At 72.5% G+C, this 12,424-nt stretch carries 11 protein-coding genes; 8 read left to right on the forward strand and 3 right to left on the reverse strand.

Annotation, left to right across the window (positions count from 1 at the left end; genetic code table 11):
• Positions 1-24 precede the first annotated feature (24 nt).
• Positions 25-1,950 (forward strand): GMC family oxidoreductase, encoded by a 1,926-nt coding sequence (locus tag D581_RS0127000; RefSeq protein ID WP_026290946.1) that lies wholly within the window; start codon positions 25-27, stop codon positions 1,948-1,950.
• Positions 1,951-2,051: 101 nt separating this feature from the next.
• On the forward strand, positions 2,052-3,812 hold the full coding sequence (locus tag D581_RS0127005) for a hypothetical protein (RefSeq protein WP_018960276.1): 1,761 nt from the start codon (positions 2,052-2,054) through the stop codon (positions 3,810-3,812).
• A gap of 375 nt (positions 3,813-4,187) precedes the next feature.
• On the opposite strand, the gene D581_RS0127010 is transcribed toward D581_RS0127005, so the two are convergent.
• Positions 4,188-4,496 (reverse strand): chorismate mutase, encoded by a 309-nt coding sequence (locus D581_RS0127010; protein WP_018960277.1) that lies wholly within the window; start codon positions 4,494-4,496, stop codon positions 4,188-4,190.
• A 358-nt stretch (positions 4,497-4,854) separates the two neighbouring features.
• Between D581_RS0127010 and guaA the strand changes: the two genes are divergently transcribed.
• From guaA to D581_RS0127040, 6 genes are all read left to right on the forward strand, one after another.
• Positions 4,855-6,441, forward strand: coding sequence for a glutamine-hydrolyzing GMP synthase (gene guaA / locus D581_RS0127015; RefSeq protein ID WP_018960278.1), 1,587 nt, complete (start codon positions 4,855-4,857; stop codon positions 6,439-6,441).
• 138 nt (positions 6,442-6,579) lie between these two features.
• Positions 6,580-7,188 carry a Uma2 family endonuclease gene (locus D581_RS0127020; RefSeq protein ID WP_018960279.1) on the forward strand — a complete coding sequence of 203 codons (609 nt, stop codon included), beginning with the start codon at positions 6,580-6,582 and terminating at the stop codon, positions 7,186-7,188.
• 45 nt (positions 7,189-7,233) lie between these two features.
• Complete coding sequence (locus D581_RS0127025) at positions 7,234-7,989, forward strand: SAM-dependent methyltransferase (RefSeq protein ID WP_026290947.1); 756 nt, start codon at positions 7,234-7,236, stop codon at positions 7,987-7,989.
• 111 nt (positions 7,990-8,100) lie between these two features.
• On the forward strand, positions 8,101-8,889 hold the full coding sequence (locus tag D581_RS0127030; RefSeq protein ID WP_018960281.1) for a class II aldolase/adducin family protein: 789 nt from the start codon (positions 8,101-8,103) through the stop codon (positions 8,887-8,889).
• Positions 8,890-9,002: 113 nt separating this feature from the next.
• Positions 9,003-10,271, forward strand: a complete 1,269-nt coding sequence (locus D581_RS0127035; protein WP_026290948.1) for a hypothetical protein — start codon at positions 9,003-9,005, stop codon at positions 10,269-10,271.
• A gap of 118 nt (positions 10,272-10,389) precedes the next feature.
• Positions 10,390-10,896: a DoxX family protein gene (locus D581_RS0127040; protein ID WP_020679246.1), complete on the forward strand. Its 507-nt coding sequence runs from the start codon at positions 10,390-10,392 to the stop codon at positions 10,894-10,896.
• Here the strand turns inward: D581_RS0127040 and D581_RS1000000140115 are convergent.
• Entirely contained in the window at positions 10,806-11,066 is a 261-nt protein-coding gene (locus D581_RS1000000140115) for a hypothetical protein (protein ID WP_078625935.1), read from the reverse strand. The genes D581_RS0127040 and D581_RS1000000140115 overlap by 91 nt on opposite strands.
• A complete protein-coding gene (locus D581_RS0127045) occupies positions 11,053-12,405 on the reverse strand; it encodes a PspC domain-containing protein (protein WP_018960284.1) in 1,353 nt (450 codons plus the stop codon). The genes D581_RS1000000140115 and D581_RS0127045 overlap by 14 nt, the downstream gene beginning before the upstream one ends.
• Positions 12,406-12,424: the final 19 nt, after the last annotated feature.

Here is a 12,424-nt window from a genome sequence, read left to right on the forward strand (position 1 = left end):
ACCGATTCCGTTCCGAGGAGTGCCATGTCCCAGGACAGCCCTGCCCAGAAACAGGCCATGAGCCCCGCGCCGACGGCCCCTGTTCAGGCGAGCCCTGTGCCGGCGAGCCACGTCCCGGCCGAGGACGACGCCGCGTACGACTACGACGTCCTGGTCGTCGGATCGGGATTCGGGGGCGCGGTGTCGGCGCTCCGGCTGACCGAGAAGGGGTACCGGGTCGGGATCCTGGAGGCGGGCCGCCGCTTCACCCCCGGCACCCTCCCCAAGACCTCCTGGGACCTGAGGAACTACCTCTGGGCCCCCGCGCTGGGCCTCTTCGGCATCCAGCGCGTCCACCTCCTCGGCAACGTCATGGTGCTCGCCGGGGCGGGGGTCGGCGGCGGATCCCTCAACTACGCCAACACGCTGTACGTCCCGCCCGCCCCGTTCTTCGAGGACCGGCAGTGGGCCTCGATCACCGACTGGCAGGACGAGCTGAAGCCGTACTACGACCAGGCCCGCCGCATGCTCGGGGTCCGCCTCAACCCGACGATGACCCCCTCAGACATCCACCTCAAGGCCGCGGCCGAGGCCATGGGCGTCGGCGACACCTTCCACCTGGCCCCGGTCGGCGTCTTCTTCGGCGACGGCAAGGACGCCGACGGCACCGCGAGAGCCAGGCCCGGCTCCACCGTCCCCGACCCGTACTTCGGCGGCGCGGGCCCCGCCCGCAAGGCCTGCACCGAGTGCGGCGAGTGCATGACGGGCTGCCGCCACGGCGCCAAGAACACCCTCAACGAGAACTACCTCCACCTCGCCGAGCAGGCCGGGGCGGTCATCCACCCGATGACCTCCGTCGTCGCGGTCACCGACGACCCCGGGGGCGGCTACCGCGTCCTCACCGTCCCCACCGACCGCCGCCGCCGGGCGAAGCCCACGAAGCTCCGCGCCCGCAAGGTGGTCGTCGCCGCGGGCACGTACGGCACCCAGACCCTGCTGCACACCATGAAGGACCGGGGGCTGCTGCCCCGGCTCTCCGCGCGGCTCGGCGAGCTGACCCGTACCAACTCCGAGGCTCTGGTCGGCTCCCAGACCAGCGACCGCCGCTACCGCAAGAAGCACGGCACCGCGAAGGCCGACTTCTCGCAGGGCGTCGCGATCACCTCCTCGATCCACCCGGACGACCACACCCACATCGAGCCCGTCCGCTACGGCAAGGGCTCCAACGCCATGGGCGCGATGTCGATACTCCAGGTCCCCTACGGGGCCCACCGGGTGCGCGGCTGGCTCGCCAACATGGTCAAGCACCCCACGCTCGCCGCCCGTTCGCTCTCCAACCACCACTGGTCGGAGCGCACCATCATCGGTCTGGTCATGCAGTCGGTGGACAACTCCCTGACGACGTACCGCAAGCCGAGCGGCATCGGCAAGGGCCTGCTCACCGCCCGCCAGGGCCACGGCGCGCCCAACCCGACCCAGATACCGGAGGCCACCCACAGCGCCACCCTGCTCGCCGAGGAGATCAACGGCTTCGCCGGCTCCAACGTCGGCGAACTGATGGGCACCCCGCTCACCGCCCACTTCCTCGGCGGCTGCCCGATCGGCGCGAACGCCGACGAGGGCGTCATCGACCCGTACCACCGCCTCTACGGCCACCCCGGCATCAGCGTCGTCGACGGCTCCGCGGTCTCCGCCAACCTCGGCGTCAACCCCTCGCTGACCATCACCGCCCAGGCCGAGCGCGCGATGTCGTTGTGGCCCAACAAGGGCGAGGCGGACCCGCGCCCGGAGCAGGGCGAGGCCTACGTGCGGCTCACCCCCGTCGAGCCGCTCGCGCCGACCGTGCCGAAGGAGGCGTTCGGCGCGCTGAAACTGCCGTTCCTGGGCATCCCCGTGGTGCCGCCGAAGGGGACGGCGGAGGCCGGGGCGGGCATCGAGGGCGTCGGGAACACCCCCGTACCCAATCCGTGATCTTCCTCCGGGCAACTCTTCGGTGAGCTGCGCGGTCGAACCCGTACCGCGATGACCGTCACAGCGGTCACACAGCTTCCGCCGAGTCCCAGAGGTCCCCGATGACACCCTTCACCCCGAGCACCGCGCTGCGCCGTGCGGCGGGCTCTCTCGCCGCCGCGGGTCTCCTGGCCGCGGCCTCGCTCGCCGGGGCGACCGCCCCGGCGGGGGCCGCAGGAGTACCGGTGTTCGCCCTCGGCGGCCCCGCCGAGACGGGTCTGAACCCGTACCCGGAGAGCGGCGAGCCGCGGCATTCCACGCTCGGGTTCACCATCGACACCCCGAGCCAGGACGAGGAGAACGGCGGTTACGAGGGCCACTTCACGCTCACGTTCGACCTCAGCGGCATCGAGGGCGTCGCCGACGTGGCGTTCGACGGCGAGTCCGGCGGCGCGGAGTGCGAGGTCACCGGCGCGAAGGCGGTGTGCGAGGACCGGGGTATCCGGCCGGGCAGCCGGCCCGCCGCCGATCTCCTGGTCACCGCCGCCGAGGGCAGCAAGAACGGCGACACCGGCACGATCACGGTGACCGGTGAGGCGGAGGGCGTGACCTTCGCCCCGTTCACCACCCGGCTCACGGTCGGCGGCCCCGACCTGGTCATGGAGCGGCTCCCCTTCGACCAGGAGCTGAACCCGGGCGACCAGCAGCAGGCTCCGATCACCTTCACCAACCGGGGCAGCCGGGACGCCGACGGCGTGCTGCTCACCCTCATGTACTCCCGCGGTCTCGACATTCCCCAGCGCTACACCAACTGCGAGTACACCGTGGACGCCCCGGATGTCCCGGGCATCGGCTGGACCACGGCCCTCTGTTCCGTCGAGGGCTCCTTCGAGGCGGGTGCGACGTACACCCTGGCGACCCCGCTGACCATCGAGGCCACGACCCGCGCCTTCTACGACACCTTCGTCTACCGCATCCACGAGGACGGCGCCGCCCAGCGCACCGCCCAGCGTGCGGGCGCCCCCTTCGCGCGGGGCACGGGTCCCGCGCTGAAGGCGGTCCCGGCGAAGGCTCCCCGGAAGGGCGTGACCGCCCGGGGCGGGGACCTGAATCCGTCCGACAACCAGCAGGAGGCCGACTTCCGTACGACGAACACGGCCGACTTCGTGGCGTACGGCGACGAGGCGTCCGGGGCCGCCGGGACCACGGTGAAGGCCGACCTCGGCTTCCGTAACGAGGGCCCGGCGTGGATCGGCTACCTCCGCTCCGGCGAGGACGTCGCCACCGTCGACTTCACCGTCCCGCAGGGCGCGTCGGTCACCGCGAAGCCGGACCGCTGCCGTGCGGTGACCGCCGACGGGAAGTACCGCGAGGACCAGAAGAGCCCCGCGCCGCGCTACGTCTGCGACACCTCGATGACCGTGCGGGACGGCGAGGGCCTCGACCTGCCCTTCGAGCTGCGGATCGACGAGGCCCTGATCGGAGCGAGTGGTGAGGTGACCGTACGCAACACCTGGTTGCAGAACCCGGCCCTGCCGTTCGACCCGAAGCCGGCCAACAACACCGCGTTTCTGGTCCTGAACGGCGAGGGCGGCGGCTCGGACTCCGGCGGCACGACGGACGGCGGCTCCGGCGAACCGTCCACCCCGCCGACCTCGGCCCCGGACCCGGAGGAGAGCCCGTCCGGCACCCCCGGGCCCTCGGCGTCCACGACCTCCGACGGAGGGTCGGCGGGTACGACCGGCGGCTCCGGCGGCGGGGGCGGCCTGGCCTCGACGGGTTCGACCGCCCTGATCGCCTCGGGCACGGCGGCCGCGGCGCTGGCGGCGGGCCTGCTGCTGTTCATGGCGGCACGGCGACGGGCTGCCGCGCAGCACGTCTGACGCTGACCGGCGGCGGAGGAACGGCGGAGAAGGGGCGGAGGAGGGGAGCCGGCCTCCGCCGGGATACGTTCCGATGCGACCGACCCGGGCGTCCCCGGGTACGGCCGCATATGGGGTGACCGGGCTGCTGTCCCCTGCGGACCGGTCACTTACGCCGGGATGTGGTCCCACGACGTACCTGCGGTACGTCACACGTCCCGGCGGAGCCACGCGTGGTTTCCTAGCGGTGCCGCCCCTGGTTGGCACGGACATCAGGCTCAACGAAGGCACCGCGCCCCCGGTCACGCTCCGTACGGGTGAGACGGGTCCCGAACGCAGATACGGCCCCCGTCCGGCATACGGAGAACCGTTCCGTCCGGGCTCCGCCCGCCGGCCTCACACCCGGCCGCGGCACAGCTCCAGGAGCGTCATCGCCAGCGCGGTGCCCGGCTTGCCCAGCGCGTCCCTGTAGTGGCCGAGCACGGCCGTCTCCCGGGAGAGGTTGACCCGTCGGCCGCCCGAGGCGATGCGGGCCTGCTGGATCACCGCCGAGACGGCCATCCGTTCCTGGACGAGGCCGATGATCCGGTCGTCGAGGGCGTCGATGCGCTCCCGGGCGCCGCCGATCAGGACGGCGGCCTCGTCGGTGCGGGCGCCGGTCAGCTCGGCGGGGGTGACGGCGGTGGTGCCGGTGGTGCTGCTCATGGTGGTGACTCCCGGTGGGGTGACGGCCCCCCGGGGCGAGAAGGCCCGGACACGCGAGACGCCCCGGGCCTGCTGGCCCGGGGCGCCTGGAACGTTGCTTGTCAGTAGCTCAAGCAGCACGACCATGGCAGCCGGCGGGCCGGATGCCATAGGTAAAGACGAAGGTCGTGTGCTGACGCATGGGGCACAGTATGGCCCCGGCCCGGCGGCCCCCACAAAACGGGGCCCGGATCCTGAGACGCGACGGGCACCGGTCCCGGGGCCGCCGGCCCCGTCCCCCGGCCCGGCGGAGGGTCCGCGCACGGCCGGTAGAATCGGAAGAACCGACCCCCTTCACCACCGCCGGAAGGCCGCCCCCGTGCCAGCAGCACCCCCCGCCGCCCCCGACGCCACGGCCGACGTGGTCCTCGTCGTCGACTTCGGCGCGCAGTACGCCCAGCTCATCGCCCGCCGTGTCCGTGAGGCCCGGGTCTACAGCGAGATCGTCCCGTCCACCATGCCGGTGGCCGAGATGCTGGCGAAGAACCCGCGCGCGATCATCCTCTCCGGCGGCCCGTCGTCGGTGTACGCGGAGGGCGCGCCGTCCCTGGACCGCGCGCTCTTCGAGGCCGGGGTGCCCGTCTTCGGCATGTGCTACGGCTTCCAGCTGATGGCCACGACGCTCGGCGGCACGGTCGACGACAACGGGGCCCGTGAGTACGGCCGTACCCCGCTGCACGTCTCCAAGGCGGGCTCGACGCTCTTCGAGGGCACGCCCACCGAGCAGCCGGTGTGGATGTCGCACGGCGACGCCTGCTCGGCGGCCCCCGAGGGCTTCACCGTCACCGCGTCCACCGACGTCGTACCTGTCGCCGCCTTCGAGAACGACGAGAAGAAGCTCTACGGCGTCCAGTACCACCCGGAGGTCATGCACTCGACCCACGGCCAGCAGGTCCTGGAGCACTTCCTCTACCGCGGCGCGGGCATCGAGCCGAACTGGACCACGACCAACGTCGTCGAGGAGCAGATCGCGCTCATCCGCGAGCAGGTCGGCGACAAGCGCGCCATCTGCGCCCTGTCCGGCGGCGTGGACTCCGCGGTCGCCGCGGCCCTCGTCCAGAAGGCCATCGGCTCCCAGCTGACCTGCGTGTACGTCGACCACGGCCTGATGCGCAAGGGCGAGACCGAGCAGGTCGAGAAGGACTTCGTGGCCGCGACCGGCGCGAAGCTCAAGGTGGTCGACGCGCAGAAGCGCTTCCTCGACGCCCTGGCCGGGGTCTCCGACCCCGAGCAGAAGCGGAAGATCATCGGCCGCGAGTTCATCCGCGTCTTCGAGCAGGCCCAGCTGGAGATCCTCCAGGAGGAAGGACCCGAGGTCGCCTTCCTCGTCCAGGGCACGCTCTACCCCGACGTCGTCGAGTCCGGCGGCGGCACCGGCACCGCCAACATCAAGTCCCACCACAACGTCGGCGGACTCCCCGACGACATCGAGTTCCAGCTCGTCGAGCCGCTGCGCCAGCTGTTCAAGGACGAGGTCCGCATGGTGGGCCAGGAGCTGGGCCTCCCCGAGGAGATCGTCCAGCGCCAGCCGTTCCCCGGCCCCGGCCTCGGCATCCGCATCGTCGGCGAGGTCACCAAGGAGCGCCTGGACCTGCTCCGCGACGCCGACGCCATCGCCCGCGAGGAGCTGACGGCGGCCGGCCTGGACCGCGACATCTGGCAGTGCCCGGTGGTCCTCCTCGCCGACGTCCGCTCGGTCGGCGTCCAGGGCGACGGCCGCACCTACGGCCACCCGATCGTGCTGCGCCCGGTCTCCTCCGAGGACGCCATGACGGCCGACTGGTCGCGTCTGCCGTACGAGACGCTGGCGAAGATCTCCACCCGCATCACCAACGAGGTCGCCGACGTCAACCGCGTCGTCCTCGACGTGACGAGCAAGCCGCCGGGGACGATCGAGTGGGAGTGACCTCCCCGCTCCTGGCGATCCCGTAGGGCTCTCCCGGGTCAATGCCGATGCCGTCGCTCATTCGTTTGGGCGACGGCATTGTCGTCTTGGGTGGGTACGCTGAGTGAAGAGACGAGACTTCGGCGTATGGGAGTAACTATGAGCGCCGCACCCGAGCACAGGCTTGAGCAGCAGCCGAACCGGTGGCCTGTCCCGCCGGAGGGCGGCTGGACGGCGGACGACCTCGACCGGATTCCGGGCCTCCCGCCCCACACCGAGCTGATCGACGGGAGTCTCGTCTTCATGAGTCCGCAGACCGCCTTCCATGGGCGTGCCATGCGTTTGTTCGAGAATGCCCTGCTGGACCAGGCGCCGGCGCATCTGGACGTCCTGCGCGAGATGACGATCAAGTTGGACGACAAGAACAGGCCGGAGCCGGACGTGTTGGTGTTCCCTGTCGAGGCGAACACGGGCCACCGCCAGACCTGGTTCCGCCCCGAGGATGTCGTGCTCGCCGTCGAGGTGGTCTCGGACGATTCGGTGGAGCGTGATCGCGACGTCAAGCCCCGGAAGTACGCCGCTGCCGGAGTACGGCACTTCTGGCGGGTGGAGGCGGACGACGAAGGGCTGCCGATCGTCTATGTCTACGAACGAGACCCCGCACTGGAGGTCTATGTGCCGACAGGCATCCACCACGACAAGCTCACCCTGACGGTTCCGTTCCCGCTGGACATCGACCTCACGGCGATCAACCGGCGCCGCCCCTAGAAACCGCTGGCACGGGCCCCGCCCCCCGTGCCAGGCTCCTTCCCCATGTCCGCCCAAGAAGTCCGCGCCATCGTGTCCGCCGCCGGTAACGACCGCCTCACCTGGAACACCCCGCTCTCCGAGGAACACGCGGCCCGGCTGATCGCCGCCTGCGACCCCGCTCCCGGCTCGCGGATCACCGACCTCGGCTCCGGCTGGGGCGAGTTGCTGATGCGGCTCGTCGAAGCCGCGCCCGGCGCCACCGGGGACGGCGTCGAAACCGATCCGGCCGCCGTGGCGCGCGGGCGGAGACTCGCAGAGGCGCGAGGGCTCGCGGACCGGGTGCGGTTCCACGAGGTGCCCGCCGCCGAGTGGACCGGGAGCGGGTACGACCTCGCCGTCTCCATCGGCTCCTCGCACGCCTGGCCCGGCACGACCCGTGAGGCCCTCACCGCCCTCGCCGCCACCGTGCGCCCCGGCGGACGGGTCCTGTTCGGCGAGGGCATCTGGCTGAAGGAACCGACCCCCGCAGCACTGGAGGGCATCGGGGCCGAGCCCGGCGACTTCGGGTCGCTGCTGGAGCTGATCCGGCTGGCGGAGTCCGTCGGGCTGCGCGTCCTCCAGGTCACCGTCGCCGACGAGCGCGAATGGGACCTCTTCGAGTCCGAGGGGCCGATCGGCCGCGGGCAGCGCTGGGCACTGGAACACCCGGACCACCCGCTGCACGCCGAGGTGACGGCCGAGATCGACGCCCGCCGCACCGGCTACTACGGCGGCTACCGCTCGTACTTCACGCTCGCCTATCTGGTGCTCAGCACCTGACGCGGCACCTGACCCCGCCCAAGGGGCGTCACACCTCTGGCTACCCGACCCACCCGGCGGTAACTTCCGGTCCCGTACGCCCAGGGAACCCAGGGAACCCGAGGAGCCGCCATGTCCGAGCCGGTCGCCGTGCCCGCCCCCGCCCCGATCCCCGTCGAGCAGCTCCAGTTCGCGATGCCGCCCGTGCACGCCTCGCCGGACGAGGAACGCGCGTACCGGAGGGAGCGGCTGGCGGGCGCGCTGCGGCTGTTCGGGGAGCTCGGGTACGAGGACGGGGTCTCCGGGCACATCAGCGCCCGCGACCCCGAGCTGGCGGACTGCTTCTGGGTCAACCCGTTCGGCGCCCCCTTCGCCGACATCGCCCCGCAGGACCTGATCCTCGTCAACGGCGACGGCCAGGTGGTCCGGGGCCGTTTCCACGTCAACCAGGCCGCGTTCGCCGTCCACGCGGCGGTGCACCGGGCCCGCCCGGACACCGTGGCCGTCGCCCACACCCACTCGGTGCACGGGCGGGCGCTCTCCGCGCTCGGGGAGCCGATCGAGCCGATCACCCAGGAGTCCTGCGCCTTCTACGAGGACCACGCGCTGTACGACGCCTACTCCGGAGTCGTCGTGGACGAGGACGAGGGCCGGCGGATCGCCGCCGCGCTCGGGACGCACAAGGCGGTGATCCTGCGCAACCACGGGCTGCTGACCGTCGGCGGCTCGGTGGACGCGGCGGCCTGGTGGTTCCTCACCATGGAGCGCGCCTGCCAGGTGCAGCTGCTGGCGCGGGCCGCCGGGAAACCCGTCCTCATCTCGCACCGGGACGCCGCCACCACCCGCGACCACCTCGGCGGCGACCTGGTGGCCTGGATCAACTACCAGCCCCTGTGGCAGCGGATCGCTCGAACGTTCTGACGACACACGCCCACGGCCCGCCCCGATGCGGCGCCCGGCCGTCCGGTACGGCACAATTCGCGGATATCGCGAGTGAGTTGGCTGTACCGGGGCGGGAAAGGGCGTAATCCTCCGTGGCGTTGGACGAATCCAGGACGAGCAGCACGCACGGCGGCGGCTGTACGTGTGGCGACTGCCCGCACGGAGCCCGTCGCGGACACCGGCGCGCCGTCGCCGCGTTCCTGGCCAAACGGGACGAACTGGCGGCAGGCAAGGGGCTTCCCGCCGGGGTCTCCCCGTCACCGTCCGCGTCCCGGCAGTGGGTGTCCGACGAGCTGACCGGGTCCGCCCGTACCGTCGCCGAGCGGGCCCGGGAAGCCGGTGACGCCTGGCTCCACCAGGTCTGGCGGGGAACGCTGTTCGCCGTCTGGGGTGCGGCCGGGGCCCTCCTCGTCGGTGCGAGCCTCACCGCGATCGGGGCCGGCTGGTCCACCGCCCGTACCGCAGGGCTGATCGCCGCCCTCCTCACGGCCGGGCTGCTCACCGCCGCCGCCCGCTTCCACCGCGCCCGGGGCGGTCTCCTCGCCCCGCTGATCGGAGAGGATAACCGGCTCTCCACCTCCCGGACGGTCGCCGGGGTCTGGGTGCTGCTGGCCGTCTTCGCCGTCCTCGTGCTCGCGCTGCAACTGGCCGGGGCCTCCGACCCGGAGAAGAGGGACGCCCTGATCGAGGGGCTCGACCTCGTGCGCTCCGCCGGGGTCGTGGCCGTGCTGGCGCTCGTGTGCGCCGTCGCCGTCGTCGTGCGCCGCGTGGTGACCGTACGGGTGCTGGGCCAGCGGCTCCAGAAGCTGCGCGCCGACCGGCCGCGCGCCGCCGACCTGCTCACCGACGACTCGGGGCGCGGCTCCTTCACCGATGTGCAGTACGTGCTGGTCAGCGCCGTCGCCGTGCTGTTCGCCGCGGTGCGGCTGGCCCGCCGCCCCGAGCAGCTGCCCGACCTGCCGTGGGGGCTCGCGCTGCTGGTGGCGGTCTCGGCGGCGACCTACTTCGCCGGGAAGTACGCGGAGGGCGGCCGCCCCGTCGTGCTGTCCGTCGTGCGGGCCCGGGAGGCCGGGGACCTGGACGCCCCCATCCGGACCGGCGACGACATCGAGATCCGGGGCGCGGGCTTCGTACCGCCCGGCGCGGGCGGCCCCGACCGGCTGGCCCGGCTCGTCGTCCGGATCGGCACGGTCCATGTCCACGTACCGCTGATCCCGGTCGCAGGGGGCTTCGCCAACCCGACCGACACCGTTCTCACCGTGCCCGTCCCGGTCGAGGTCGAGCCGGGGACCGTGGACGTCCAGGTCGTCACCGCCGCCGGGGTGGAGACCAACCGCTGCCCGATCGACGTCACGGACTGACCGGTACCGGCCCCCGGGCGAATTCCCGCCGCCGATCGCGTCCCAGCCCTGGTGAGCAGCGCGCCGAGGGCGTACGTATGGTCGAGGTGACGGGATCTCGGGAAGCAGGGCAGCGGTGATGAACGGTTACGGCGGCGGATCGTACGGTCTGGGCGAGCGCAGGACACTGAGGGAGCAGGCGGGCACGTACGCCCTGCTGCCGCTGCGCGTCTTCCTCGGCGTCACCTTCGTGTACGCGGGCCTCGACAAGCTCACGGACAGCGCGTTCCTGTCCGCGACCGGCACCGGCTCCATCGGCGAGATGATGCGCGGGGTGCGCGACTCCTCCGCGGTCCCCGCCCTCGTCGACCTGGCGCTGAAGAGCCCCGAGGGCTTCGGCTACGCCATCGCGATCGGGGAACTCCTCGTCGGCCTCGGCACCCTCGTCGGGCTCTGGACCCGACTCGCGGCGCTCGGCGGCGCGCTGATCTCGCTGAGCCTCTGGCTGACCGTGAGCTGGCAGGCCACCCCGTACTACTACGGCAACGACCTGCCCTATCTGATGGCGTGGCTGCCGCTGGTGCTCGCGGGCGCCACCGTGTTCTCCGCCGACGCCTTCCTCGCCTCGCGCCGCCGCAGCATGTAGGAGGCCCACGTCACCGTCGCGGCCAGCCACAGCCCGCCGAGGAACAGCGGCAGGAAGAACGTCCATGGGACCTCCCAGGCCCCGGCGGCGTCGGCCGCGTACCCGCCGGCCAGGCCCAGCATCGCCAGGCCCGCCACCGCACGGCCGGGCCGGAATTCATGACGCAGCACGGGTGACCTCCACCTGTCCGATGCCGACTTCCAGCACCAGTTCGATCGTTCCGGCGGGCTTCGTGCCCGTGGGCGGCGGCAGCGTCCGCCGCTTCACCTCGTCGCTGTTGATCCGGACCTGGACCCGCTGCCCCTCCTCCAGCCGGATCTCCCCGAGACCCGCCTCGGCGCGCACCTTCACCGTCACGTCCGCCGGGACGACGACGGCCGCCCGCCCCGCAGCCACATCGAGCCCCGTGCGCACGGTCGTGCCCTTGGCCACCTTCAGTCCGGACAGGTCCAGTCGGCCGTCGCCCGTACGCAGCTCGTAGTGCGGCGCGACGGCCGACACCGACGCCGGCCGCCACTCCTGGCGCGCCCACGAGGTGTCGATGTCCTTCGGCAGCACCGCCGCGCCCGCCAGCAGACCCGCCGTGATCATCGCCATCAGGACCGTGCCGAACCCGGTCCGCCCCAGCAGCGAGGCGATCAGCAGGCCGAGCCCGAAGACGGCGAGAGCGGCGACCAGGCCGATCTGGAGGGCGGTGCCCAGCGGCTGCTGCTCCCAGCTCAGTCCGGTGCCCAGGCCGCCCGCCACCAGCGCCGTCAGGAAGACGGGACCGCCGATGGAGCGCGGCCCGCGCTCCACGGGCGACGGCTGCGGCTTCAGGAACGGGGCGTCCGGAGTGGGCCGCCCGGACTTCGCCCCGGCGTGCGCCGTGCCGACGTCCGTGTCCGGCGGACCCCACAGATAGCCGGGGCCGACCGGCCCCGTGGTGCCGTCCTTGACGATCGGGTCCCGCCACCACGACGGACTGCCCGGTGTCGGCGGGGCCTTCACCTCCGGCGGCGGCGTGCCGAGCCCGCCCGTGTGCACGGGGCCGGGCGGGGCCGCCGACGCGCCGGGCGGGGCCGCCGGGTCCTCCGGGGCCCCCGCCGTCCGCCGGGACTGCGTCCACACGGAGAAGCCGACGACCGCCAGCGTCAGCAGCGCGGCGAACGCCAGCATGTCCCGGTTGTGCAGCATCGACAGGAACAGCCCGCAGCCGATCAGCGCCAGCAGCAGCGCCACCAGGGACGCCCCGTCGACCCGCCCCGACAGCAGTTTGCGCGCCTCGTTCTCGTCGTCGCCGTCCGCGGGGAGCAGCAGCCAGGCGAAGCCGTAGAAGATCAGACCGATGCCTCCGGTCGCCGACAGCACACCGAGCACGATCCGGAAGATCACCGGATCCACGTCGCAGTACCGGCCGAGTCCGCCGCACACCCCGGCGACGACCTTCTGTCGCGGGGTGCGCCGCAGCGTCGGCTTCGGCGCTTCGGGGGGCGCGACGCCGGGAGCGGCGTCCGAGGGAGCGGTCATGCCTCCATGGTGACGGTCC

The sequence above is a fragment of the Streptomyces sp. CNB091 genome, from assembly GCF_000377965.1.